The 24,300-nt window shown below is 59.0% G+C and carries 24 protein-coding genes; 14 read left to right on the top strand and 10 right to left on the bottom strand.

Annotated features, from left to right (window positions below; translation table 11 throughout):
• Positions 1-9: 9 nt before the first annotated feature.
• The 6 genes from FO014_RS02855 to ygbI form a co-directional block, all read right to left on the bottom strand.
• Complete coding sequence (locus tag FO014_RS02855) at positions 10-2,607, bottom strand: fimbria/pilus outer membrane usher protein (protein ID WP_160027672.1); 2,598 nt, start codon at positions 2,605-2,607, stop codon at positions 10-12.
• Positions 2,608-2,645: 38 nt separating this feature from the next.
• On the bottom strand, positions 2,646-3,380 hold the full coding sequence (locus FO014_RS02860; protein WP_160027674.1) for a fimbrial biogenesis chaperone: 735 nt from the start codon (positions 3,378-3,380) through the stop codon (positions 2,646-2,648).
• Between the two features lie 51 nt (positions 3,381-3,431).
• Positions 3,432-3,962 (bottom strand): fimbrial protein, encoded by a 531-nt coding sequence (locus FO014_RS02865; protein ID WP_160027676.1) that lies wholly within the window; start codon positions 3,960-3,962, stop codon positions 3,432-3,434.
• Between the two features lie 609 nt (positions 3,963-4,571).
• Positions 4,572-5,216 (bottom strand): response regulator transcription factor, encoded by a 645-nt coding sequence (locus tag FO014_RS02870; protein ID WP_160027678.1) that lies wholly within the window; start codon positions 5,214-5,216, stop codon positions 4,572-4,574.
• A gap of 188 nt (positions 5,217-5,404) precedes the next feature.
• Entirely contained in the window at positions 5,405-6,187 is a 783-nt protein-coding gene (locus FO014_RS02875) for a winged helix-turn-helix domain-containing protein (protein WP_160027680.1), read from the bottom strand.
• 453 nt (positions 6,188-6,640) lie between these two features.
• Positions 6,641-7,405 (bottom strand): DNA-binding transcriptional repressor YgbI, encoded by a 765-nt coding sequence (gene ygbI, locus FO014_RS02880; protein WP_160027682.1) that lies wholly within the window; start codon positions 7,403-7,405, stop codon positions 6,641-6,643.
• A 265-nt stretch (positions 7,406-7,670) separates the two neighbouring features.
• Between ygbI and ltnD the strand changes: the two genes are divergently transcribed.
• The 6 genes from ltnD to FO014_RS02910 all read left to right on the top strand — a co-directional run bounded on the left by ltnD (position 7,671) and on the right by FO014_RS02910 (position 13,347).
• The gene (gene ltnD / locus FO014_RS02885) at positions 7,671-8,585 is read left to right on the top strand and encodes an L-threonate dehydrogenase (RefSeq protein ID WP_160027684.1); all 915 of its coding nucleotides are present in this window, start codon (positions 7,671-7,673) and stop codon (positions 8,583-8,585) included.
• Positions 8,585-9,844, top strand: a complete 1,260-nt coding sequence (gene otnK, locus FO014_RS02890) for a 3-oxo-tetronate kinase (protein ID WP_160027686.1) — start codon at positions 8,585-8,587, stop codon at positions 9,842-9,844. The genes ltnD and otnK overlap by 1 nt, the downstream gene beginning before the upstream one ends.
• A complete protein-coding gene (otnC, locus tag FO014_RS02895; RefSeq protein ID WP_105230354.1) occupies positions 9,841-10,473 on the top strand; it encodes a 3-oxo-tetronate 4-phosphate decarboxylase in 633 nt (210 codons plus the stop codon). Before otnK ends, otnC begins: the two co-directional genes overlap by 4 nt.
• 2 nt (positions 10,474-10,475) lie before the next feature.
• Entirely contained in the window at positions 10,476-11,252 is a 777-nt protein-coding gene (locus tag FO014_RS02900) for an HPr family phosphocarrier protein (protein WP_160027688.1), read from the top strand.
• A gap of 119 nt (positions 11,253-11,371) precedes the next feature.
• Complete coding sequence (locus FO014_RS02905; protein WP_160027690.1) at positions 11,372-12,730, top strand: GntP family transporter; 1,359 nt, start codon at positions 11,372-11,374, stop codon at positions 12,728-12,730.
• A 77-nt stretch (positions 12,731-12,807) separates the two neighbouring features.
• Positions 12,808-13,347 (top strand): GNAT family N-acetyltransferase, encoded by a 540-nt coding sequence (locus tag FO014_RS02910; protein ID WP_160027692.1) that lies wholly within the window; start codon positions 12,808-12,810, stop codon positions 13,345-13,347.
• Between the two features lie 85 nt (positions 13,348-13,432).
• On the opposite strand, the gene ompX is transcribed toward FO014_RS02910, so the two are convergent.
• Positions 13,433-13,951 (bottom strand): outer membrane protein OmpX, encoded by a 519-nt coding sequence (gene ompX, locus FO014_RS02915; RefSeq protein ID WP_105230350.1) that lies wholly within the window; start codon positions 13,949-13,951, stop codon positions 13,433-13,435.
• A 398-nt stretch (positions 13,952-14,349) separates the two neighbouring features.
• On the opposite strand from ompX, the gene rhtA reads away from it, so the two are divergent.
• Positions 14,350-15,237, top strand: a complete 888-nt coding sequence (rhtA, locus tag FO014_RS02920) for a threonine/homoserine exporter RhtA (protein WP_160027694.1) — start codon at positions 14,350-14,352, stop codon at positions 15,235-15,237.
• A 90-nt stretch (positions 15,238-15,327) separates the two neighbouring features.
• A complete protein-coding gene (gene nanQ, locus FO014_RS02925) occupies positions 15,328-15,801 on the top strand; it encodes an N-acetylneuraminate anomerase (RefSeq protein WP_160027696.1) in 474 nt (157 codons plus the stop codon).
• Positions 15,802-15,847: 46 nt separating this feature from the next.
• Here the strand turns inward: nanQ and FO014_RS02930 are convergent, their stop codons facing one another.
• On the bottom strand, positions 15,848-17,056 hold the full coding sequence (locus FO014_RS02930) for an aldose 1-epimerase family protein (RefSeq protein ID WP_160027698.1): 1,209 nt from the start codon (positions 17,054-17,056) through the stop codon (positions 15,848-15,850).
• Between the two features lie 598 nt (positions 17,057-17,654).
• Between FO014_RS02930 and dps the strand changes: the two genes are divergently transcribed.
• From dps to glnQ, 5 genes are all read left to right on the top strand, one after another.
• Positions 17,655-18,158: a DNA starvation/stationary phase protection protein Dps gene (gene dps, locus FO014_RS02935; protein ID WP_105230346.1), complete on the top strand. Its 504-nt coding sequence runs from the start codon at positions 17,655-17,657 to the stop codon at positions 18,156-18,158.
• Between the two features lie 119 nt (positions 18,159-18,277).
• The gene (locus tag FO014_RS02940; RefSeq protein ID WP_105230345.1) at positions 18,278-18,544 is read left to right on the top strand and encodes a DksA/TraR family C4-type zinc finger protein; all 267 of its coding nucleotides are present in this window, start codon (positions 18,278-18,280) and stop codon (positions 18,542-18,544) included.
• 343 nt (positions 18,545-18,887) lie between these two features.
• A complete protein-coding gene (glnH, locus tag FO014_RS02945) occupies positions 18,888-19,628 on the top strand; it encodes a glutamine ABC transporter substrate-binding protein GlnH (RefSeq protein ID WP_105230344.1) in 741 nt (246 codons plus the stop codon).
• A 103-nt stretch (positions 19,629-19,731) separates the two neighbouring features.
• Entirely contained in the window at positions 19,732-20,391 is a 660-nt protein-coding gene (gene glnP / locus FO014_RS02950; RefSeq protein WP_105230343.1) for a glutamine ABC transporter permease GlnP, read from the top strand.
• Positions 20,388-21,110 carry a glutamine ABC transporter ATP-binding protein GlnQ gene (glnQ, locus tag FO014_RS02955; RefSeq protein WP_105230342.1) on the top strand — a complete coding sequence of 241 codons (723 nt, stop codon included), beginning with the start codon at positions 20,388-20,390 and terminating at the stop codon, positions 21,108-21,110. The genes glnP and glnQ overlap by 4 nt, the downstream gene beginning before the upstream one ends.
• Positions 21,111-21,146: 36 nt before the next feature.
• On the opposite strand, the gene FO014_RS02960 is transcribed toward glnQ, so the two are convergent.
• Positions 21,147-22,034 (bottom strand): LysR family transcriptional regulator, encoded by an 888-nt coding sequence (locus tag FO014_RS02960; RefSeq protein WP_105230341.1) that lies wholly within the window; start codon positions 22,032-22,034, stop codon positions 21,147-21,149.
• Positions 22,035-22,123: 89 nt separating this feature from the next.
• Between FO014_RS02960 and FO014_RS02965 the strand changes: the two genes are divergently transcribed.
• Positions 22,124-23,182, top strand: coding sequence for an NAD(P)H-dependent flavin oxidoreductase (locus FO014_RS02965; protein WP_160027700.1), 1,059 nt, complete (start codon positions 22,124-22,126; stop codon positions 23,180-23,182).
• An 84-nt stretch (positions 23,183-23,266) separates the two neighbouring features.
• On the opposite strand, the gene rlmF is transcribed toward FO014_RS02965, so the two are convergent.
• Positions 23,267-24,232 carry a 23S rRNA (adenine(1618)-N(6))-methyltransferase RlmF gene (gene rlmF, locus FO014_RS02970; protein WP_201282911.1) on the bottom strand — a complete coding sequence of 322 codons (966 nt, stop codon included), beginning with the start codon at positions 24,230-24,232 and terminating at the stop codon, positions 23,267-23,269.
• Positions 24,233-24,300: the final 68 nt, after the last annotated feature.

Genomic DNA, 24,300 nt, shown 5'->3' on the forward strand with positions numbered 1-24,300 from the left:
ATCCGTTCATTACTGGCCCACGCATGGCAACGCCAGACGATAAAGCGACTGTTTCACAGCCTGACCGCGTAAATCGTAGCGCAGCGTGCACTGCGCGCCGGCCGACTCACCCCATTTCACCCGCAGCGCGCCGCGCTGCTTCAGCGCCCGGGCATAGATCTGATTCCCCTGCCCGACCAGACCAACCACCGCGTTATTGTCATCGTAAACGTTGGCGCCGAGCGGCAGCGCGCCGCCGGACGGGCTGAGTCTGATCAGCAGCGGGTAGCCTTCCAGCGTCTTGAAGCGCACTTTCACCGCCGCCCCGGCATATGGCGCGATGCGCTGCTGGTTCTCCGTCAGTTCGGCGTTGACGTTCTCCGCCCCTTTGGCGTCCAGCGTGACGTCGTTGTAACGGTAAGGCACCAGCGACGGCACAATGGCGTAGCCGAAACGGTCGATCTTCGCCCCCATGCCGTTCATCACTTCCGCGCCGCTGACGCCTTCCGCCTCCACCAGCGCAAAGGTATCGCTCAGGTACGGCCCGAGGGTGACGCCGCCGGCATGCGCCACCAGCGCGCCGCGCGCGCTCAGACCACCCTGGGTGTAATGCTTGCCGTGGGACAGGTTGCCGCCCAGCGTGGCGACCGACGTCTGCTTGGTCAGGTTGGCGCCGAAGCTGCTGCCGGCGCCGGCCGTGTCATACGCGCCATTCAGCGCATAGCTCAGGCTCTGGTCGTCGCCCAGCGTGCCGGACAGCGCCGACTGATAATGGCTATAGCCGCGATCGCCGCTCTGATGGCTGACGCCGGCCGACAGAATCGGCGACCGCGAGCCGCTGCCCAACGGCAGTGACACTGACAGCATCACCACGTTTTGCGTCGTGCCGCTCGCAACATAGGTCGCATCCTGCAGGCCATAGCGGGTGCTGCCGGTCTGCTGACGGCTGAGCGACAGGTTATAGCTGAGGCTGCGGTAGCTGTGCGAATACGCCAGTTGGTATTGCGTGTCGCGCCCGCGGCCGCCGCGGTAGCTGCTGGTCGAACCGGAAAAATAGAGCTGGCCGTACGCTCCCAGCCCCTGACTGACGGTGGCGACAAACTGCTCGCTCTGCTGATAGGTGCTGGAGCTCCAGACCGCATCGCGATCGCGCGCGTTGCGCAGTCCCAGCACGTCGCCCAGATCGCGGTAGCCTTCGGTGGAATAACGGTAACCCGCCAGCGCCAGCGTGGTGTTGGTGGGGGTAAAGGTACGGCTGTAGGTAGCGCCGACACGCCAGCCGTCCAGCGTATCGCCCCACATATCGGCACGCGAATACACCGCGTTGACCCCCAGCGCGCCGTAGCGGCTGGCCAGCACCGCGCCGCCGAGCAATGCCTGATAACCGTCGGCAATGCGTACGCCGCTGTTGGCGGTCACGGCGTTGCTCAACCCGCTCTGGTAGCTGAGTTCGGCGAACATATCATCGCTGTCGCCCAGGTTGCGCACCTGCCCGGCCGACAGGTTGAAGCGTGAGCGTCCCGGGCGCAAAGAGTCCGGCACCGCCGAAAACGGCACGGTAAATGACGACACCCGGCCGTCAGCCTCCTGAATCTCCACCACCAGATCGCCCTGGTAACTGGTGGGATAGAGATCGTCAATCACAAAGGCGCCCGGCGCCACCGTGGTCTGATAAATCTGCGTACCGGCCTGCGTGATGCTCACTTTGGCGGTGGTCGAGGCCACGCCGCGGATGGTCGGCGCATAGCCGCGCTGCGACTCCGGCAGCATGCGATCGTCAGTTTCCAGCCGCACGCCGCGAAAGCCGAGGCTGCTGAACAGGCTGCCGGAGGTAAAACTGTCCCCCAACGTCAGCTGACTGTTTATCACCGGCAGCGGCCGTTGCAGGTAGGTGCGCACCGATTTCCAGCTGCTGAGCGCGGCGCTGTGATCGCTGGTATAGCGGGTATAGCTCGACTGCTGACGCAGCTGCCACAGCCCCAGGTTAAAGCCGGCATTCAGTCCGAGGTAGGTCGAGTCGCTGGTCGTGCCGCTGCTTTTGCTGCGGTAATAGTTGCTGTCGTAGTTGACGAACCCCAGCGTTTCGCCGACCGACAGCTCCGCAAGCGGCACCGTACCGCGCGCTACGCGCTTCATCAGCGCCTGCGGCACGGAGATATCCAGCCGCAGACGGGCAAAATCAAAGCGGCTGTCGGCGCCGGCGACCTGCTGCTCCAGACGCAGACAGGGTTCAGCGGCCGACTGTTCGGCGCTGCTTTTGATGCTGTCCGGTAAAATACCGGCGGCGATCAGCGCGTTGCGGCTGAAACAGGGGGCAACCGCATCCTGGCCGGGCAGCGCGGCAAACCTCAGCGTCTGGCGGGAGAGAAAAGCGCCGTTGATAAATATATCGACCTGGTAGTCGCCCGGCGTCACCGTATTTGCGCGGTTAAAGCGGGCAAGGCTCTGCTGCCCTGCGCTGCCCACCAGCATGCTGTCATCAAATTCAAACTGACCAGCGCCGGCCGCAAGCGGCATCAGCAACCCCAGCGCCAACGCCAGCGGCTTCAGGCGCGCGCCGCAGCCAGGCATCACGCCTGGCGACGCACTCTCCCGCGCGCTGCCGGAATATGTGATTGTTGTTTGCATCCCTTCAGTCCCTTACGTGCAAAACCGCACCGCGCGTTTTATTGACTCAGGCGCGCTTCCGCCTTGATATGGCCACCGTAGTCATTGATCAGGGTAAATGTGACTTTCTGCGCGCCGGCCGGCGACGACGTACGCGGCAATAACGGCCAGCTGGCCCGTGATTTAGGTGCGATCATGTCCGTTTTGAACGGCACGGCCCGCTTGCCGACCAGCACCGCTGCGTCAATTACCGAGGCGTAATAGCTGGAGTCGTTATAGGCATTCAACCGCCACTGCCCGCCCTGTTGGCGCAGGGAAAAGCGCAGCTGCCCGCCGACGCCGTCTGCACTGCCCGGCAGGTTCTTCGGCCGATAGAAAATTTTCACCCGGTTGCGCAGTACCACCAGCATCTGGTTCTCGGCGCCGCTGACGGCATTTTTCGGCGGGATCTGCGCCGAATTCAGATAGAATACCGACTCACGATCCTGCGGCAGATCCTTGCCGGTAAACACCAGCCGGACCGACTGCCCGCTCTTTGGCTCGACGCGAAACAGCGCCGGCACCGTGACAAACGGTCCGTCGGCATTTTCCGGCGTCGACGACGGGTTATTCACGTCGGTCCACATCTGCATCACATAGGGGATGTCACCCTGATTGGTGAATTGCACAGTCTGCGACTGGGCGTCCGCCGGATAAATCACCCGGGTGTTCAGCATAACCACGCTGGCCATGGCCGGCCCGGCCAGCAGCGCGGCGGTGAGACAAAGTGACTGACAAAATCCCTTGTTCGTCATATAAACGGCCCCTCAAAACCCCCTTCCGCACTGGCGGAAGGGGAAATACGCTTACTGATACGACACCGCGTACTGCACGCTGCCCAATACCGACCCGGCGGTCGCGCTACCCTCAGAGTAGTAACGCACGGCAAAGTCATAAGAGGCGGAGGTCGCGCCGGCCGCCAGGCTCAGCCCAGGCGTCCCTGCCTGACCGCTCAGATCCAGCGGCGTAGCAGGCGTTGCCGGGTCAATCAGCTCCAGCGAAACGTTGGTCGCGCTGCCGGTATTGCCCATTCGGCCGTCGCTGGTCAGGTTGTTGGCCACAAATACCGTTTTAACGGCGGTGGCGTTAGCCGCATCGGCGGTGCAGCCGGTCAGGCCGATGGTAAACGGCGTCTGGCCGGCGGTGGCGCCGGCGGCCGCCAGGTCAGCCTTGGATACCGTCGGCAGCAGCACCACCGGGGTGGCGGCATTGCCGTTAATGCTCACGGTACAGGTCTGATCTGAGACTTCGCCCTGAAACTGAATGGTATTGTTAGCAGCGGCGGCGCCGGACAGCATCATGGCGGCAACAGCGAGAGCGATTTTAGTGATAGTCATAGAATGTAATTTCCCTTCAAGTTGAGTATGAGGCGGGTCGTTGAACAATGTTCCCTTCCGCCGATTCCTGGAGTCCTGCACTTTCCTTTGGCGACATGCGGCTTATCCCCGCTGCAGCACGCTGAAAACGAGAATAAACTGACTACATCGCGGCCAGCCAATCCTTGAAAATGCGCCAAGCGCCTTGTATTGATTAGCCTGCTTTGACGAGAAAAATCTTATATCGAAATTCAATCAATAGATTCATTAACTATAAAAACGCAAATATTTAGATTTAAATATTGAAAATAAGAAATTCATTACGTGTATTAATAAATAAATTCCATAAGATGGGATTTCGCCGTAGATTCCGCTTCTGCTGTTTATGCTTAATTAACCGACACATCGGCCGTTTTTTCAGCCGCCGACAGACCGGCCTTCCGATCATGAATAACGCGCATGTCGTTCAGATAAAACGGATGTTATGGCAAGCTAATCCCGTACCATGGCGGAACCATGGTCGGCACGGTGATGCACGGACGCACCGAGGAAAGGAAAAGGCAACAGAGGAAATGAAGGCATGCAGGGCGACGCTATCACACCTGACGGCCCCGCAGCATTAGCGCCCGTTCAGCACGGCCAACGCGTACGCAGAGAAAGCAGCAGATGGATAAAGCCGCTTTGATTAAGGCCAAGCTTATGCATGATATTCAGTTTATGCGTGCTCACCGTTTTGTAGGAACGATAGGTGGTGGTCGCGATGCTTTTGGCAGAGAAGCCTGCCGCCATTAACGCCAGGATGCGCCATTCGCAGCCGGACAGATGCCTGAACGCCCCGCTCCCCTGCTGGCCGGCAATACTGCGCCGGATGTCCGGACTGAGATAGTGCACGGCATGATGCGCCGCAGAGATGGCGTCCAAAATCGCCTCCAAGCCGTCGCGTTTGGACACCAGTACGCTATCCGGTATCGACGCCAGCAGACGTAAAACGCTGTGATTCTCGATATCCGTCAGCACCACCCAGGGGGTATTCGGCCAGAAGGCTTTCTCATGCAGTATAAAATAGAGACCGTCATAGAGGCACTCCTGCGCACCGTACAGCTCCATAATCACCGTTTGTCGGGGTTGCTGCATCAGTATCGCCTTCAGCTCGCTGAGGCTGGCAACAGGTTGAGTCGTCGCACTCAGCGGGCGTAAAAAAGCCTCCAGACCCATGCCGACCCATGGCATCGCATCATATAAAATAAAATGGCGGCTCTGATCGTTATTTTTCATTTTCCCCTCGTGCGATAAGATTTATCGGCCACGGTACGTTAGCCTATGCTCACATAATAAATACATCACCTAAAAACAAATAATATATACCGGAAGAATGGTTTGCCGTTGACGGCCGTCGCAATGTTAATTAATCGTTATAATTAAATCCATAAAGCAACGGCAAATGTGTTATTCCGCAGCGAGGACTAAAACAGCGGCCCGTCTTTCTGACTACGGCACACCTCAACGCGGTATTCTCTCGCCACCCGGCACTTCAAAATAAACAGCCGGGAAACGCCTTTAATATAGGACCCCACCTGATTACTGCTGAGCAACAGTAAATATTCGCCGTTCTGACACGATTCCGGATTGGCATTAATATACGCGAGCATATCGTTAACCTGATCGGCATGACCATTCAGCGCGGCGCGCGGCACCGATAAAAATACCTTGCAGTTATTCACCTCACCAATTAAACGCTCCTGTCTGACCGCACTGTTACGATAAATCAGCCAGATACCAACGCTGATAACCAACAAAAGCAACGCACCGAGCGCCACGCCCGTACGCAAACGCCGCCCGGCGCTGCGCCGGGATACGGCTCGCCGCTCATCCCGTCCGGCCGCTACGCTCTGCGGCGGCGTGATGTGCGGCTCATCCGTCTCCAGCGTGATATTCTGCGCCAGCATAAATCCGACTTTGGGTACGGTAATAATGACTTCATCATCAATACCTAACGTTTTCAGCACCCGCCGTAATTTGCTCACGCATTGGTTAAGGTTATTATTACTGGACACCATGCCATAATCATCCCACACTTTGCGGAATATCAGCTCGCGGCTGACCTGCTCGCCGTGGTGCGCAATAAGTAAAAGCAATAGCCGCTTTGACGGATTAGAAATAGCCAGCGATTCTTCCGGGAATCCCTCCAATCCCAGGCTGCCGCTGTCCGTATCAAAAAGAATCTGTCCGTTAATTCTATATTTCATATTGCCTACTATATTCAAGCATTCACCGTTAGCAAAAAATGCTATGCGGATGTTAACCCAAAAACACGTTAAATGCGTTGCCTGTCGCGTTGATTATAAGAGAAAATGTTGTGTTCAAAATGAATAAAAACGGGAATTTAATACCTGTACTCACCGCCGACAACAATAGGAATTTTCTTGCCATATTTGGGTAGAGTATACAAAGGCAATCCGAATGGATATATTCAAAAGCCAATATCGGTAAAGTTAGTTTTTTATAGGGTATTTAATAAAATTTAAGCTAAAAAGTACGGTTAATCCCCAATTAACCACACAATTTAACATAAATATCGCGCCCGGCTTTACGTGTTCAACCACTGGCGCAGCAGAAAATACGGCCACGCTGGCCCGTATCTCCACAACCGCCTGCAACGCGCTCATGGTCGGGCCAGAAAGCACCAGAATATTTCCCAGCTACTCGCCGGTCATATGCAGAGTGATATTCGCCTGCTGAATAGCAGTTTGGGCGGCGTCGGGCAGATGGCTGTCGGTAATAATGGCGTCAAACACCGCGATCGGCAGCGCCAGATAGGTGGCCACCTTGCCGTACTTTGAGGTATCGCTCAGCAGGATGCGTCGCCGGCTGGCGTCGACAATGGCCTTTTTCACCGCCACCTTATCCTCGCTCGGCGTCGACAGGCCGCGCATGCCCCAGGAAGAGGCGGAAATAAAGGCCAGATCGATAAATAACTGGCGCAGCGCCTGCGCCGCGCCCTCCCCCACACAGGAACGGTTTTCCCGACACACCGTGCCGCCGGTATGAATCAGTTTGCACTGGCTGTTTTCCAGCAGGTAAGCCGCAATCACAAAATCATTGGTCACCACCGTTAAATCACCGCGCTCGCCGATCTGTTTCGCCAGCGCCAGCGTAGTGGTGCCGGCATCCAGATAAATACAGCTGTTGGCCGGGATCAGGCTGGCCGCCAGCGCGCCGATCGCCGCCTTCTGCCGGCTGAACATCCCTTCCTTATCCTGATGCGACGGCTCAATCGCCAGCCGTTCGGCCGCCTGTACCCCGCCGGATACCGCGATCACCGCCCCCTGCTCTTCCAGCTTCTGCAGATCGCGCCGGATGGTCATATGCGACACCGACAGCCGCTCCGTCAGCTCGGCGATGCTGACCACGCCGCGATCGGCAACCAGGGCCAGAATTTGTTGATGGCGTTCTACCGGGATCACAGGACCTCTCCTTACCGCTGATAATTATTGTGATTTTACGTCAATTTTCGTGCTGTGACAGCAAACGCTCACTGAGTATAAAAGTATGACAAAGCCATAATTTGTCAATTAAACAAATAATTACCGTTTACACCCCGATAATTCGCTATGAATCATGCGCCAATGATCGTTAATTTTTGTGAAGACGGTCACCATATACGCGCTTAAAAACGCTTACATTTAACACATGAGAACAAAATATCACTAAAATTAACACGGAGCCTGTATGACACAATCCGCCAACTACGCCGTTTGCATCGTGGGCCTAGGGTCCATGGGCATGGGCGCCGCACAATCTTGCATCAACTCCGGCTTAACCACCTACGGCGTCGATCTCAATCCGCAGGCGCGCGCCGCCCTGCAACAGGCAGGAGCAAAACAGGTTGCCGCCAGCGCCGATGGGTTTGCCGCCGAACTGGACGCGGTGATGCTGCTGGTAGTGAATGCCGCCCAGGTCAAACAGATCCTGTTTGGCGAGCGCGGTCTGGCCGACCAGCTGAAGCCCGGCACGCCGGTGATGGTCTCCTCAACCATTTCCGCCGCTGACGCCGCCGATATCGCCGAACGTCTGGCCGCACAGGGGCTGGCGATGCTGGATGCGCCGGTTTCCGGCGGGGCGGTCAAAGCCGCCGCCGGGGAGATGACGGTGATGGCCGCCGGCAGTGAAGCCACCTTTGCCCGGCTACAGCCGCTGCTCGACGCCGTGGCGGGCAAAGTGTACCGCGTCGGCGACGAAATCGGCCTCGGCGCCACGGTGAAAATCATTCACCAACTGCTGGCCGGCGTGCATATCGCCGCCGGCGCCGAAGCGATGGCGCTGGCCGCCCGCGCCGGTATTCCGCTGGATGTGATGTACGACGTGGTGACCCACGCCGCCGGCAACTCCTGGATGTTTGAGAACCGCATGCGCCACGTGGTTGACGGTGACTATACGCCGAAATCGGCGGTGGATATCTTCGTCAAGGATCTGGGTCTGGTGGCCGATACCGCCAAGGCGCTGCATTTCCCGCTGCCGCTGGCCTCCACCGCATTGAATATGTTTACCTCCGCCAGCAACGCCGGCTACGGTAAAGAAGACGACAGCGCAGTGATCAAAATCTTCACCGGCATTGAACTGCCGCAGAAACAGGAGTTGCCATAATGTTGCTTGGCGTAATTGCTGATGATTTTACCGGCGCTACCGATATCGCCAGCTTTCTGGTGGAAAATGGCCTGTCGACGGTACAGCTGAACGGCGTACCGGACAACGCCGCCGCCGTAGACGCACAGGCGGTGGTGATCAGCCTTAAATCGCGTTCCTGCCCGGTTGAACAGGCGGTCGAACAGTCGCTGCAGGCGCTGGACTGGCTGCGGCGTCAGGGGTGCCAACGGTTTTACTTCAAATATTGTTCCACCTTCGACAGCACCGCCCGCGGCAATATCGGTCCGGTGACCGATGCGCTGCTCGATGCGCTGGGAGAAAGCCAGACGGTGATTTCACCAGCCTTGCCGGTTAACGGCCGCACAGTCTATCAGGGTTACCTGTTCGTGATGGACCAGCTGCTGTCCGAATCCGGCATGCGCAACCACCCGGTCACGCCGATGACCGACAGTAACCTGCTGCGGCTGATGGAGGCGCAGGCCAGCGGCCGCTGCGGGCTGGTTGACGCCGCCGCCATGGACGCCGGCGCCGATGACGTGCGCGAACGGCTGCAACAGCTGGCGCAACAGGGCGTACGCTATGTGGTGCTCGATACGCTGAATGAACAACACCTGCTGACTCAGGGCGCGGCGCTGAAAGACATGAAACTGGTCACCGGCGGCTCCGGCCTGGCGATCGGCCTGGCCCGCCAGTGGGCGCAGCCGGGCCAAACGCGGGCTCAGGCCGCCGGCGCGCCGCAGGGGGAGAAGGCCGTGGTGCTGTCCGGCTCCTGCTCCACCATGACCAATAAACAGGTGGCCCGCTACCGCCAGCAGGCGGCGGCGCAGACCATCGACGTGGCGCGCTGCATCAGTGACGACGAGCGCGGGCGCTACGCCCGCGAGTTGAGCGACTGGGTGCAGCAGCAGAGCGGCGATCTCGCGCCGCTGCTGTACGCCACCGCCGAGCCGGACGCGCTGCGGCAGACTCAGCGGCAATACGGCATGGAAACCGCCAGCCAGGCGGTTGAGGCGCTGTTCGCCGCGCTGGTGCAGCGGCTGTATCAGGCCGGCTTCCGGCGCTTTATCGTCGCCGGCGGCGAAACCTCCGGCGTGGTGACACAGGCGCTGGACATCCGCGGCTTCCATATCGGCCCGTGCATTTCTCCCGGCGTACCCTGGGTGCGCGCCATTGAACAGCCGGTCTCCCTGGCGCTGAAATCCGGCAATTTCGGCGACGAAAACTTCTTTGCCAGAGCACAAACGGAGTTCCCGCTATGACGCACACCACCGAACAACAGGCGCGCGAAGAGATGGTGCGCCTCGGCGCCTCATTCTTTCAGCGCGGTTATGCCACCGGCTCGGCGGGCAACCTGTCGCTGCTGCTGCCGGACGGCAACCTGCTGGCCACGCCGACCGGCTCCTGCCTGGGCGAACTGCAGGCGGAACGCCTGTCCAAGGTCAGCCTGCACGGCGAATGGATCTCCGGCGACAAGCCGTCAAAAGAGATCAGTTTCCACCGCGCGCTGTACCTGAATAACCCGGAATGCAAGGCGGTGGTTCACCTGCACTGCACCTATCTGACCGCGCTCTCCTGCCTGCAGGGGCTGGACACCCGCAATGCCCTCAAACCCTTCACCCCTTACGTGGTGATGCGCGTCGGCCAGGTGCCGGTAGTGCCTTACTACCGGCCCGGCGACGAGCGGCTGGCCGAAGATCTGGCGCGGCTGGCGCCGTCCTACCGCGCCTTTTTGCTGGCCAATCACGGGCCGGTGGTGACCGGGAAAGACCTGCGCGCCGCGGCGGATAACACCGAAGAGATGGAGGACGCGGCGAAGCTGATTTTCACCCTCGGCGACCGCCCTATCCGCTATTTGACCGATGATGAAATTGCCGAGTTACGGAGCTGAACATGCCTAAATTTGCCGCCAATTTATCAATGATGTTTACCGAACTGCCGTTTCCGGATCGCTTCGCCGCCGCGGCCGACGCCGGTTTTAAAGCGGTCGAGTTTCTGTTCCCCTATGACTACCCCGCCGAGCAGCTGGCGGAACAGCTGCGTCAGCACGGCCTGCAGCAGGTGCTGTTCAATACCGCGCCGGGCGATGCCGCCGCCGGCGAATGGGGCCTGGCGGCGCTGCCGGGCCGTGAAGCCGAGGCGCGCGCCGATATCGACCGCGCGCTGGAGTATGCGCTGGCGCTGGGCTGCCCCAACGTGCACGTGATGGCCGGCGTGGTGCCCGCCGGCGCGGATCCGGCGGCCTATCGCACGGCCTTTATCGACAACCTGCGCTATGCCGCCGACGCGTTCGCGCCGCACGGCGTTAACGTGATGATTGAGGCGCTCAGCCCGCAGGTGAAGCCGAACTATCTGTTTTCCAGCCAGCATCAGGCGGCGGCGCTGCAGGCGCAGGTCGATCGCCCTAATCTGTTTATCCAGTTCGACTTTTTCCACGCGCAGCTGGTGGACGGCAACATCAGCGGCCTGATGCAGGCGCTGGCCGGGCGCTACGGCCATATCCAGATCGCCGGGGTGCCGGATCGTCACGAGCCGGACAGCGGCGAGCTGAATTATCCCTGGCTGTTCGAGCAGCTGGACCGCCTCGGCTACGGCGGCTGGATCGGCTGTGAATACCAGCCGCGCGCGGCAACCGACGCCGGGCTGGCGTGGGTCAGACCCTATCTGTAACCGTTAACGCCGCCACACCTTATAACAATACGCGCGCCCGTATCGCCGGTTTCCCGGCGATCGCGGCGCCTGGGCTTCTGTACCCCGAAAATACGGGGCTCCTGCTTAAAGGCAACACCATGTCTACCACAATGTTACTGTTAATTGCGCTGTCCGGCGTCATGCTGCTCCTGCTGCTGGTGATCAAGGCCAAGGTACAGCCGTTTATCGCGCTGTTGGCGGTCAGCCTGCTGGTGGCGCTGGCCGCCGGCATCCCTACCGGCGAAGTGATGGGCGTAATGACCGCCGGTATGGGCGGCGTGCTTGGTTCGGTCACGATTATTATCGGCCTGGGGGCGATGCTGGGGCGCATGATCGAGCACTCCGGCGGCGCGGAGTCGCTGGCGCAGCGCTTCAGCCAGGCGCTGGGGCCAAAGCGCACCGTCGCCGCGCTGACCATGGCGGCTTTTATCCTCGGTATTCCGGTGTTCTTCGACGTCGGCTTTATTATTCTGGCGCCGATTATTTACGGCTTCGCCAAGGTGGCGAAGGTGTCGCCGCTCAAATTCGGCCTGCCGATGGCCGGCGTGATGCTGACGGTGCACGTGGCGCTGCCGCCGCATCCCGGCCCGGTGGCGGCCGCCGGCCTGCTCGGCAGCGATATCGGCTGGCTGACCATTATCGGCCTGGCGATCTGCGTACCGGTCGGCATTATCGGCTACGTCGTCGCCGGCTACCTGAACCGCAAATCCTACCCGCTGTCGGTCGAGGTGCTGGAACAGCTGCAGCTGGCCGCACCGGAGAACAGCGCGCCGCTCAGCGACCGCCTCAACCCGCCGGGCGCCGGGCTGATCTCCGCGCTGATTATCATCCCCATCGCCATTATTATGTCCGGCACCGTCTCCGCCACGCTGCTCGAGCCGGGTTCCGGCCTGCGCGATACGCTGGCGCTGCTGGGGTCGCCGGCGGTGGCGCTGATGATCGCGCTGGCGCTGGCCTTTTATTTTCTGGCGGTGCGTCGCGGCTGGAGCCTGCAGCATACCAGCGACGTGATGGGCGCAGCGCTACCGACCGCCGCCGTGGTGATTCTGGTGACCGGTGCCGGCGGGGTATTCGGTAAAGTGCTGGTGGAGTCCGGCGTCGGCAAGGCGCTGGCCGAGGTGCTGACCACCATCGGCCTGCCGCTGATCCCGGCGGCGTTTATCATCTCGCTGGCGCTGCGCGCCTCGCAGGGTTCCGCGACGGTGGCGATTCTGACCACCGGCGGGCTGCTATCGGAAGCGGTCGGCGGGCTCAATCACCTCCAACTGGTGCTGGTGACGCTGGCCACCTGCTTCGGCGGGCTGGGGCTGTCGCACGTAAACGACTCCGGCTTCTGGATTGTCACCAAATACCTCGGCCTGTCGGTCGCCGACGGGCTGAAAACCTGGACGGTGCTGACCACCGTACTCAGCGTCAGCGGTTTCCTGTTTACCTGGCTTTTATGGCTGCTGATATAGCATACTGAATTCGCATCTTATTCTTTTCCCCTGCGGGCGCGCCGTGTGCGCCCGCAACGTTTCAGCGAGAAAGAATCATGAATTCACCCATCTTTACCGCAGCGCCCCGCCTCACCACCGAACGCCTAATCCTGGACGCTTATACCCTGAATGACTTCGACGCCGTGGCGGCGATGAGCGCCGATCCGCAGGTAATGCGCTATATTGGCGGCGGCGCCGGGCGCGACCGAGAAGAGAGTTGGGGACGCCTGCTGCGCTATATCGGCCACTGGCAGCTGCTGGGTTACGGTTACTGGGCGGTGCGGGAGAAACACGGCGGCCAGTTTATCGGCAGCCTCGGCTTCGCCAATTATCAGCGCGATATCACACCGGCGCTGGAGGCCCCGGAAATGGGTTGGTTGCTGTGCTCTGCCGCCCAGGGGAAAGGCTATGCGACGGAGGCCCTGCGGGCGGTGCTGGCCTGGGGGAAAACTGCGCTGCCAGGCGGCAGAACGCAGTGCATCATTTCACCGCACAACCAGCCTTCGATTAAGCTGGCGCATAAGCTGGGCTTTCGTGAAACCCACCGCGCCGAATACCATCAGCAGACGGTGTTGGTGATGGAGCAGACGTTCTGAGCCGATCCGCAGGCAAAAAAAATCCGCCCGAAGGCGGATTTTTTGTCGTAAACGGCTACCGATGGCAGGCCGCTAACGATAATTCTTAGAAACGGTAGCCTACGCCAACGCTCCAGATACCGATGTCGGTGTTGCGGATACGGCTCTGCTCGTAACCAACATCCAGAGCAACTTCCTGGATTGGGTTGAACTGCAGGCCAGCACCGTAGGTGAAGCCGTAGTCGCTGCTGCCGCCACGGTGAGAACCGTCTTGTGCGTTAGCAACGTTTTTACCGTAGCCCACACCGATCACGCCGTAGATGCTTGCCCAGTCGTTGAAACGGTAAGCAGGACCTGCAGTGATAGAGTTGTACTGAGCTTTGTTGTAAGTACCGTTCTCAGCACGGTCTTTCTCTACGTGAGTGAAAGAGCCGATCACACCCAGTGGGTTGTTGTCGAACTCGTAACGGTATTTCAGGTTGAAGCCGTCAGCTTTGTTAGCAACGCCTTGGAAATCGCCCTGAGCGTAGCCACCGGTTACGGTGCTCTGACCAGCGAACGCAGTACCTGCGGTCACTGCTAATACACAAGCTGCTACTGCTGAAAGACATGCAATTTTTTTCATAACCACCTCAAACGCGTTTTATTATTAAGTACATCCATTTGTCTATACGATGAAAATATAACAAAAATTAGCGTGAAACTCTGCCCCGATTTGAGTGTCTAACACTTGATATCGTGTAACAGAAGATTACAAGAACATTGTATCCGCTTCTTTTCGCTTAATTTTCGGACGTATTCTATCCTCAAGCGTGACAAAAATCACCTATTTAATATCCAGATTTTTCTTAATAAAATGCGCACTTTTTGTGCTAACGCACCAGTTTTACTTAAACAAACCGTTTAAAAATCCTCCCAGCACGCTTTATCGCAGACAGAACGTCGGCGATTCATTACACTGCAATCTGTCCCGTTTTTCTCCGATCTCCCCTGCTGCGGGAATGCATAATAAGGCCCAAAAGGATGTCCTCGTCGGTTTCTGCAAAAACGTCTTCTATACTGCTGCCGGTCTGTTTACTGGTGGTCGCCATGGTATCGATTCAGAGTGGCGCATCGTTGGCGAAAAGCCTGTTTCCCTTGGTCGGCGCCGAAGGGATCACCACGCTGCGTCTGTGCATCGGCACGCTGATTCTGTTTATTATCTTCCGCCCGTGGCGCATGCGCTTTTACGCCGGTAACCGCCTGCCGCTGATGATTTACGGCCTGGCGCTGGGAGCGATGAACTATCTGTTTTACCTGTCGCTGCGTACCGTGCCGCTGGGCATCGCCGTGGCGCTGGAGTTCACCGGTCCGCTGGCGGTGGCGATGTTCTCGTCCCGCCGGGCGATAGACTTTGTCTGGGTGGCGCTGGCCGTCACCGGGCTGGCCTTTCTGCTGCCGCTCGGCGACGGCGTCGGCGGCATCGATCCCCTTGGCGCCGCCTGTGCGCTGGGCGCCGGCGCCTGCTGGGCGGTGTACATTATTTTCGGTCAGAAAGCCGGCGGCGATCACGGCCCGGGCACCGTGGCGGTCGGCTCACTGATCGCCGCCCTGGTGTTTGCGCCTATCGGCGCCTGGCACACCGGCGCGGCGCTGCTCAATGTGGATATCCTGCCGCTGGCGCTGGCCGTCGCCATTTTATCCACCGCGCTGCCCTACTCGCTGGAGATTATTGCGCTGCCGAAGATCCCGGCGCGCACCTTCGGCACCTTAATGAGCCTGGAGCCGGCGATGGCGGCGTTTTCCGGCATGCTTTTCCTTGGCGAGCACCTGACGCAGGTGCAATGGCTGGCGCTGACCGCCATTATCACCGCCTCCATGGGCGCGACGCTGACCATCAAGCCCAAACCGTGTATTGAAAGTCTGCCTTAAATCATCGGATTGCGGACGGCTTAACTGTTTTTCGTCGATAAAATAACCACAATAAGTATAGGAACTTTATCGATGGAGCGGAGAAGCTGAATGATTTTAAATAGTTTATTTAATCCCCGTTATGGACAGGGACTGTCTTCAGATCTGGCTGGTATTCTGACGCAGGTACGTCAGCAGGATCTGCCTAACCTGCCCCTGGGACGCCATGACATTGACGGCGAGCGCATCTTTATGGAAGTGGTCGAACTGACCACCGAACCTGCCGAACACAAACGTGCCGAGTTGCACTATCAGTATCTGGATATCCAGATACTGCTGAGCGGCGAAGAGCGCATCGACTACGGCCTGCCGGGCAGCGAGATCCACTGTGAGGCCTATCAGCAACAGCAGGATTGTCAGCAGGCCGATATCCGCCGCCCGTGGCAGACGCTGCATATGACGCCCGGCATGTTCGTGCTGTTCTTCCCGTTTGAACCTCATAAAGCCGGCTGCCAGCTGCACAGCCCGCAACGCATCAAGAAAGCGATCATCAAAGTGCTCTATGAACCGCCGTATGATTTCTAACGCCATACCGTCGGGCCGGCTGCGCACCGGCCCGACGGCGCTTTCCTTATTCCACCGCTATCGGCTGCGCCACCAGCTTGACATCGCGGCCGCCCTGCAGCGCCTTGACCCGCTCCTCGGCCTGCTTAACCTGCTGCGCATTCTGCAACAGGGTGTAGGTCAGCGCGAACCGCGTGCTCTGTCCCGGCTGCAGCTGTTTGATACGCCCCTGCTCGCGCTCGATGTTTACCGGATAAGCGTAATTGGTGCCGGGCTCAATGCCGGTGACATACCCCTGCCGCTCGGTATCGGTGTTTTTCCACAGCGTCAGCAACGGCAACTGATGGGTATTAAAGCCGATAGAAACGCCGCGATCGCCCAGGCGGTTGCTGAGCATCGCCAGGGTTTTCCCCTCGGCATCGGCGTAAGGCACGATGTTAAACACCATCTCATCAAAGCCTTTGGTCGGCCCCTGATACTGCGACCAGTTTTTCAAACCGGCGCGGGCATAGTCATTAAACGGCGAGATCTCCTTGATCGGCGCGTTGAATCGCGCGCCTTCCTCCAGTAACGGCTTGCCGAAATTGCTGTGGTAGATGATCTGATAGTCCCGCGGGTAGTCCGCACGGTTGGTCAGGCTATCCTCAATGGTAAAAGAGGTGCTCCCCGGCGCATAGCGCAGCTCGGTCCAGGTTTCCAGGTTGCTTTTCTTAAAGGTGTTTTCCTTCAGCAAACCGCGGATGCGCACCGTATGTGGTGCTTTTTCATCAATCTCCACCAGCACTTTGGAGGCTGGCGTATTGCCGGCGCGGCCGTGCAGCGTGTACAGCGTGCCGTCCTCAACGCCCGGATGCCCCGTCCATGCAAAGCCGCAGCGCACCATCATTTCATTAAAACCGTCCAGCCAGCCCAGGCCATTGCGACTTTCCAGATTGATATAGGCCGGGTTAACCACCTCGTCAACCGGCGAATCCCACCCCAGCCGTACGCCGGCGCCGTTGACATGCAAAATATCCATGCCGCGCGTCGGGCTGAGCGCGATGGTCAACCCGCCGGGGCTGGTCAGGGTAATCACTTTCGACCCCTCTTGTTTGCCGCCGTGCAGCACCTGCTGACGCAGGCTGAAATCGGCACCGGCCAGCTTCAGCTTGTGGCTGTCGGTCTGCCAGTTGCCCTGTTCGATGCCTTTTTCACTGTCGGTCAACACGATGGTTTGCGCGGAGGCATAGCCTGAAATCAAAGAGATAGCGACTGAAACTGCGGTTAGCGTCTTCATTATTCTACCCTTGTGGTTAAGCTGAAAGGTTTTAGCTAAAGCAGTAACAAAGTAGATTTTCACCGGTGCTGAAAATGCGAAGCGAGTCACTCTTCCTATAATGGACGGCAGGCAAGGCGTCCAGACGTTATCTGATGCAAATTTTATTGTGAATGGAAATGACCTGTTGCAGGTAAAATGTGCCAAACATCACCATAAAGCTGAACGGTGTCAGCGCCGCGACCTGACGTCTCGGACGCGCACGACGCACGGAGAGGATGTTTTCAAAAACAGCATATCGCCTTGATGCTGGTTTAAAAAACATAACCAGGATGATTAACCGTGGGAGAGGAACTTATCCGTTGATTATCAATGAGTCATTAAACACCGCGCCAGAGCAATACCCGACAAATAACGCCGCCGCATATTATTTAAAATAAAAAATCGATGATTATCAATAAGTAACAACGCCATCAAATTAACATTAATTTAACCTCAACACGCCATTACATCGCCCCTGCCTATTTAATCCATAGCCTTTATCAGCCGATAAAATAACCCGACGCTGCTATAATTATTCCGTAGTGAATTTGGGACAACAATTTAAGAGGATATCTTTATGAGTACCGCAAAACTGGTGAAAACGAAATCTTCTGACCTTCTGTATACCCGCAATGATATGGATGACAAAACCAAGCTGGCGACCATCAGCATCCTGAACCACCAGCTCACACAGTTTATTGACCTGTCGCTGATCACCAAACAGGCGCACTGGAACATGCGCGGCGCCAACTTTATCGCCGTACATGAAATGCTCGACGGCTTCCGCACCGCGATTACCGATCATCTGGATATCTTCGCCGAGCGCGTGGTCCAATTGGGCGGCATTGCGCTGGGCACCGTGCAGACCGTCAACGCGGCCACGCCGCTGAAAAGCTACCCGACCCATATCCACAGCGTACAGGAACACCTGAAAGCGCTGGCCGACCGTTACGGCATCGTGGCGAACGACATCCGCCAGGCAATCAGCGCCGTGGATGACGAAGACACCGCGGATATCTTTACCGCCGCTTCGCGCGATCTGGATAAATTCCTGTGGTTTATTGAAGCCAATATCGAATAACCCTGCTTATACAGGCTGTCGCTGCGGCGTCAGCCTGTTGTCATCGGCGTACCACGCTTGAAATCGGCGAAAAAAACACCATATTCTGTTGAGAGGTCTTTTACGGCAGGAGGTGGCTTATGGCAAGCGGATGGGCGGCAGACGGCGCGGTTCAGGATCAAATCGACTCCACCGTCGACGACGCCGTACAGCGCGCCCGGCAGGCGCTGGGGCACGGCGAAAGCGAACAATATTGTCAGGAGTGCGGGGAAGCAATCCCGCTGGCGCGCCGCCAGGCTTTACAAGGCGTACGCTACTGCCTGAACTGCCAGAACGCGCTGGATAAAAAACACGCCGCCGGCAGTTTGTACAACCGCCGCGGCAGTAAAGACAGCCAACTACGCTAATCTTCCCCCGCTCAGGGCCACCTGAGCGGTTTTTTTGCGCTGCGACATCCCCTGCGTTGCGCCAAAAAGTTAGATTTAGTTATCAGTATTGATGCTTAATTGTTAACTTTCGGTTGTTTTGCCACCAGTTTTTAGTTAATCATAAGCTAACGCACCAACGGCGATCGCCTGCACCCTTATCGGGCACCCGTTGAGAGCGTAATCATAATAACTCGCCATAACGGCACAACATCACATCTTAACCCTTTGTTTTTATAGAAATCGCAGACGTGGCACGATTATTTCATGGCGATAATGCAATAAAAAAATGGGTCAATCACAACCTGTACAGGAAATTCCTCTCATGAAGTCAATATTTAAAACCTCGCTGGCCGCCCTGTCGCTGGCCTTTGCCGTAAGTTCTCACGCAGCAGACAAACTGGTGGTCGCCACCGACACCGCCTTCGTTCCTTTCGAATTCAAACAGGGTAACCAATACGTCGGTTTCGATATCGATCTGTGGGCCGCCATCGCCAAAGAGCTGAAGCTGGACTATAGCCTGAAGCCGATGGACTTCGGCGGCATCATCCCGGCGCTGCAGACCAAAAACGTTGATGTGGCGCTGGCCGGCATCACCATTACCGAAGAGCGCCAGAAAGCCATCGATTTCTCCGACGGTTACTACAAAAGCGGCCTGCTGGTGATGGTCAACGCCGATAATGACGAGGTGAAAAACGTCAACGACCTGAACGGCAAAGTGGTGGCGGTGAAAAGCGGCACCGGTTCGGTGGATTACGTGAAGGAACACGTCAAAACCAAGGATCTGCGCCAGTTCCCGAATATCGACAACGCCTATATGGAGCTGGGCACCAAGCGCGCCGACGCGGTGGTGCACGACACGCCGAACATTCTGTACTTTATCAAGACCGCCGGCGCCGGCAAATTCAAAACGGTGGGCGACTCGCTGGAAGCACAGCAATACGGCATCGCCTTCCCGAAAGGCAGCGATCTGCGCGAGAAGGTCAACGGCGCGCTGAAAACGCTGCGTGAAAACGGCACCTACAACGAAATCTATAAAAAATGGTTCGGTAGCGAACCCAAATAATCACGTCTGACCGCGTGTTCATCGCACACGGCGGCGTCGTCACCCGGCCCGCCGTGTGCTGTTGTCTCTGATCCCCCATTGGGGAACACCGGGAGTAAACACCATGCAGTTCGACTGGAGCGCCATCTGGCCCGCCCTGCCCATCCTGTTAGAAGGCGCCAAGATGACCCTGTGGATTTCGGTCCTCGGTCTGATTGGCGGCCTGATTATCGGCCTCATCGCCGGTTTCGCCCGCACCTACGGCGGTTGGATCGCCAACCATATCGCCCTGGTCTTTATTGAAGTGATCCGCGGCACGCCGATCGTGGTACAGGTGATGTTTATTTACTTCGCCCTGCCTATGGCGTTTACCGACCTGCGCATCGACCCGTTCACCGCCGCGGTGGTGACCATTATGATCAACTCCGGCGCCTATATTGCCGAAATTACCCGCGGCGCGGTGCTGTCGATTCATAACGGCTTCCGCGAAGCCGGGCTGGCGCTCGGCCTGTCGCGACGCGAAACCATCCGCCATGTGATCATGCCGCTGGCGCTGCGCCGCATGCTGCCGCCGCTGGGCAACCAGTGGATTATCAGCATTAAGGACACCTCGCTGTTTATCGTCATCGGCGTCGCCGAACTGACCCGTCAGGGGCAGGAAATCATCGCCGGCAACTTCCGCGCGCTGGAAATCTGGAGCGCCGTCGCCGTCATTTATCTGATCATCACGCTGGTGCTGAGCTTTGTGCTGCGTCGTCTGGAAAGAAGGATGAAAATCCTGTGATTGAATTTAAAAACGTCTCCAAGCACTTCGGGCAAACCCAGGTGCTGCACGATATCGACCTGAAGATCGATCAGGGGGAAGTGGTGGTGATTATCGGGCCGTCCGGCTCCGGCAAATCCACCCTGCTGCGCTGCATCAATAAACTGGAAGAGATCACCGCCGGCGATCTGATCGTCGACGGCTTAAAGGCCAACGATCCGCACGTCGACGAACGGCTGATCCGTCAGGAGGCCGGGATGGTGTTCCAGCAGTTCTACCTGTTCCCGCACCTGACTGCGCTGGAAAACGTCGCCTTCGGCCCGATCCGCGTACGCGGCCTGAGTAAAACCGACGCCGATAAACTGGCGCGTGAGCTGCTGGCAAAGGTCGGGCTGGCGGAGCGCGCGCATCACTATCCGTCCGAACTGTCCGGCGGCCAGCAGCAGCGTGTGGCCATCGCCCGCGCGCTGGCGGTGAAACCGAAAATGATGCTGTTCGACGAACCCACCTCGGCGCTCGATCCCGAACTGCGCCACGAGGTGCTGAAGGTGATGCAGGATCTGGCCGAGGAGGGCATGACCATGGTGATCGTCACCCACGAGGTCGGCTTTGCCGAGAAGGTGGCCTCGCGGCTGATCTTTATCGACAAAGGGCGCATCGCGCAGGACGGCGATCCGCATCAGTTGATCAATCACCCGCCAAGCCAGCGCCTGCAGGAGTTCCTGCAGCACGTTTCCTGACGCCGGTACGGGGCCGGCATACGGCCGGCCCCCTCATCACCGTGACATCTCCGCCATATTGGACGTCGCCAGCAGCGTGCGGCGCAGACTTTCCACCGCCGGCGAACGGCTCTCCGACCGCCAGATAAACTGGGTAACGGCCGTTCCGGCAGGCGTCACGCTCAGCCCCGCCGGCAGCGACAGCAGCTCAAGCACGCTTTGCGGCAGCACACAGCAGTAGCTGCCCGACGCGACGCAGGCCAGCATCGCATGGTAAGAACCGACTGCCTGCACCTCAGGCGGTCGATCGCCCGTGCCGCCGGCCAGCAGGCGCAGAGCAATTTCCCGGTAGGTGCAGCCGTCAACAAAGGCGGCCAGCTTCCGGGCGGTGCGCCCATTCCCGGCGTCGCAGCCTTCCGCCGCCTGCAGCAGCATCAGCCGCTCGACAAACATCGGCTGGCAGGCAAGTCCGTCAGGGCACATCACCTCCCCCTCTTCATCAGCCGGCAGCGCCACCAGCGCGCAGTCCAGTTCCCACTCTTGCACCTTTTCCGTCAGCTGGCGCGTCGGCAGCGTGGTAAAGCTCAGCCGCACCGCCGGGCAGGCCTGGCTGAACGTCGCCAGCGGCTGCGTCAGCCGGCTGGCGGCGGTGCACTCCATCGCGCCAAACGCCAGCTGGCCGCTCGGGCTGTGGGGATGCAGAGACTGGCGTGCTTCCTCCGCCAGGCTGAGCATTCTTTTGGTATACGTCAGAAATTTCTTGCCCTGCGGCGACAGCCGCAGCGCCCGGTTCTCACGGATAAACAGCTGAACCTCCAGCTCTTCTTCCAGCTGCTGGATGCGCGTTGTGACGTTGGACTGAACCCGCCCCACCCGTCGGGCGGCACGGTTAATGCTCAGCTCTTCCGCCACCACTTTGAAGATTTCCAGTGAAGTATGGTTCATCTTTCATTCTCATTTTGAAAACGATATTGATTTTTAAGTCTCTACACGAGATTTTATCTACCTTACCGTGAACTCAAGCAGGTGTAACGATGAAAACCACTTTGTGTACCCGGCTTAATCTGCAGTACCCGTTGGTTCAGGCGCCGATGGCGGGCGTCTCCACCCCTGAGCTGGCGGCGGCAGTCAGCAACGCCGGCGCGTTAGGCTCCATCAGCGTCGGCGCCTCCACGCCGGAGCAGGCGGAAGTGATGATCGGCAAAACGCAGGCGCTGACGGCCGGGCCGATAAACGTCAATGTATTCTGCCACCCGCCGGTGCAGCGCGATGCGGCGCTGGAGCAGGCGTGGATCCAACGCTTCGCGCCGCTATTCCGCCAGTACGGCGCCGAGCCGCCCGCTGAATTAAGCGAGATCTACCAAACGTTCCAGGATAACGCGCGCATGCTGGAGGTGCTGTTAACCCTGCGCCCGGCGGCGGTCAGCTTCCACTTCGGCATCCCGTCCGCCGCGTTTATCGCCCGGTTAAAAGCGCACGGTATCGTCACTTTCGCCAGCGCCACCACGCCGGAAGAAGCCAGCTGGATTGCGGCCAGCCAGATTGACTTTATCGTGGCGCAGGGGATTGAAGCCGGCGGGCACCGCGGCCAGTTTAATCTGCAGGATGACGACCGCCGGCTAACCACCTTTACCCTGTTGCAGGCGATACGGCGGGTCACCGACGTGCCGGTGATTGCGGCCGGCGGCATTATGGACGGCGCGGGGATGGCCGCGATGCTGAAGCTGGGCGCGGCCGGCGTCCAGATGGGCACCGCGTTTATTCTGTGCCCGGAGTCCGCCGCCAATCAGGCTTACCGCCGCAGTTTGCAAAGCCCGCAGGCCGCCGATACGGTGATGGTCTCCGCCATCTCCGGCCGGCCGGCCAGATGCATCAATAACGCATTCTGCCGGTTTACACGCGACGTCGCGCAGGACAGCATTCCGCCCTACCCGCTGACCTATGCGCTGGGCAAAGCGCTTGCCGCCGCCGCCGCCGCCCAGGGCGAGCCGGGGTTCGGCGCCCAGTGGGCCGGCCAGGGCGCAACGCTGGCGCGGGAGATGCCCGCGGCGCAGCTGGTGCAAACGCTGGTCGCCGAGTGGCAGGCCGGCTGAGCATCACCCAAGCCGGCGGAAAGGAAAGAAAAGTCGGGACATTATTTGCGCCGGCGAGGATGCCGGCGCGTAAACGGGACAGGATCAGCGCCAGCGTTCGGCGGCCCAGGCGGCCTGCTGCTCCGCCGTGTGGAACGTCCAGGCGACAAAGCGGCTGATTTTTTGCCCCTGCGCCATCTCAACGGCGCGCACTTCCACCGCCCCCGCCTGCCGCAGCGCCTGATAGACCGCCGGCAGCGTGCTGCTTTTGGAAATCAGCGAGGTGAACCACAGGCAGTTTTGCGCTTTACCGACGCTCTCCGCCACCATCGCACACACAAAGGCTTCTTCGCCCCCCGCGCACCACAACTCATTGTTCTTGCCGCCAAAGTTCTGCACCGGCTGCGCCGCCACCTCGCCTTTGCCCAGCTTATGCAGCTTGCGTCGGGTACTGGCGCGCGCCTCCTCGGCGGAAGCGTGGAACGGCGGGTTGCACAGCGTAGCGTCGAAGCGCTCGGCAGCGCCGATGATGCCGTCAAAAATCCGCGCCGGCTGTTTTTGCTGCCGCAGACGCACGCTGTTTTTCAACTGCGGGTTCATCGCGACAATCATTTTGGCCGACTGCAGCGCCCCGCTCTCGACCTCGGAGCCGGTAAAACGCCAGCCGTATTCGCGCACGCCGACGATGGGGTAAATGCAGTTGGCGCCCACGCCGACATCGAGGATCGCCACGCCCTTACCGCGCGGGATCGCGCCGCCGTTGCCGGCCGCCAGTAAGTCCGCCAGATGATGCAGGTAGTCGGCGCGGCCGGGGATCGGCGGGCACAAATAGCCGGCCGGGATATCCCAGTGCTCGATGCCGTAAAAATGCTGTAGCAGGGCGCGGTTCAGCATTTTCACCGCCGCCGGGTCGGCAAAGTCTACCGACTCATCGCCCCACTGATTCGGCGTGACAAACGGCGCCAAGGCCGGACAACTGGCGATAAGCTGCGGAAAATCATAACGGGAACGGTGGCGATTGCGGGGATGCAGGCCGTTTTTCTGCTGCGGGAAGGTTTTCTTTTTTTGCACCTGACGTACTCTTACTGGCGGGAACTGCGGCATAAGATAGCATATTCGCCGGGTAAACTTGCAGCCTG

The sequence above is a fragment of the Serratia rhizosphaerae genome (assembly GCF_009817885.1).
Taxonomy (GTDB): domain Bacteria; phylum Pseudomonadota; class Gammaproteobacteria; order Enterobacterales; family Enterobacteriaceae; genus Serratia_B; species Serratia_B rhizosphaerae.

Coding starts and splice junctions, on each gene's coding strand:
- FO014_RS02855 (WP_160027672.1), bottom strand. CDS start 2,607: ATGCAAACAACAATCACATATTCCGGCAGCGCGCGGGAGAGTGCGTCG.
- FO014_RS02860 (WP_160027674.1), bottom strand. CDS start 3,380: ATGACGAACAAGGGATTTTGTCAGTCACTTTGTCTCACCGCCGCGCTG.
- FO014_RS02865 (WP_160027676.1), bottom strand. CDS start 3,962: ATGACTATCACTAAAATCGCTCTCGCTGTTGCCGCCATGATGCTGTCC.
- FO014_RS02870 (WP_160027678.1), bottom strand. CDS start 5,216: ATGAAAAATAACGATCAGAGCCGCCATTTTATTTTATATGATGCGATG.
- FO014_RS02875 (WP_160027680.1), bottom strand. CDS start 6,187: ATGAAATATAGAATTAACGGACAGATTCTTTTTGATACGGACAGCGGC.
- ltnD (WP_160027684.1), top strand. CDS start 7,671: ATGACACAATCCGCCAACTACGCCGTTTGCATCGTGGGCCTAGGGTCC.
- otnK (WP_160027686.1), top strand. CDS start 8,585: ATGTTGCTTGGCGTAATTGCTGATGATTTTACCGGCGCTACCGATATC.
- otnC (WP_105230354.1), top strand. CDS start 9,841: ATGACGCACACCACCGAACAACAGGCGCGCGAAGAGATGGTGCGCCTC.
- FO014_RS02900 (WP_160027688.1), top strand. CDS start 10,476: ATGCCTAAATTTGCCGCCAATTTATCAATGATGTTTACCGAACTGCCG.
- FO014_RS02905 (WP_160027690.1), top strand. CDS start 11,372: ATGTCTACCACAATGTTACTGTTAATTGCGCTGTCCGGCGTCATGCTG.
- FO014_RS02910 (WP_160027692.1), top strand. CDS start 12,808: ATGAATTCACCCATCTTTACCGCAGCGCCCCGCCTCACCACCGAACGC.
- ompX (WP_105230350.1), bottom strand. CDS start 13,951: ATGAAAAAAATTGCATGTCTTTCAGCAGTAGCAGCTTGTGTATTAGCA.
- rhtA (WP_160027694.1), top strand. CDS start 14,350: ATGTCCTCGTCGGTTTCTGCAAAAACGTCTTCTATACTGCTGCCGGTC.
- nanQ (WP_160027696.1), top strand. CDS start 15,328: ATGATTTTAAATAGTTTATTTAATCCCCGTTATGGACAGGGACTGTCT.
- FO014_RS02930 (WP_160027698.1), bottom strand. CDS start 17,056: ATGAAGACGCTAACCGCAGTTTCAGTCGCTATCTCTTTGATTTCAGGC.
- dps (WP_105230346.1), top strand. CDS start 17,655: ATGAGTACCGCAAAACTGGTGAAAACGAAATCTTCTGACCTTCTGTAT.
- FO014_RS02940 (WP_105230345.1), top strand. CDS start 18,278: ATGGCAAGCGGATGGGCGGCAGACGGCGCGGTTCAGGATCAAATCGAC.
- glnH (WP_105230344.1), top strand. CDS start 18,888: ATGAAGTCAATATTTAAAACCTCGCTGGCCGCCCTGTCGCTGGCCTTT.
- glnP (WP_105230343.1), top strand. CDS start 19,732: ATGCAGTTCGACTGGAGCGCCATCTGGCCCGCCCTGCCCATCCTGTTA.
- FO014_RS02960 (WP_105230341.1), bottom strand. CDS start 22,034: ATGAACCATACTTCACTGGAAATCTTCAAAGTGGTGGCGGAAGAGCTG.
- FO014_RS02965 (WP_160027700.1), top strand. CDS start 22,124: ATGAAAACCACTTTGTGTACCCGGCTTAATCTGCAGTACCCGTTGGTT.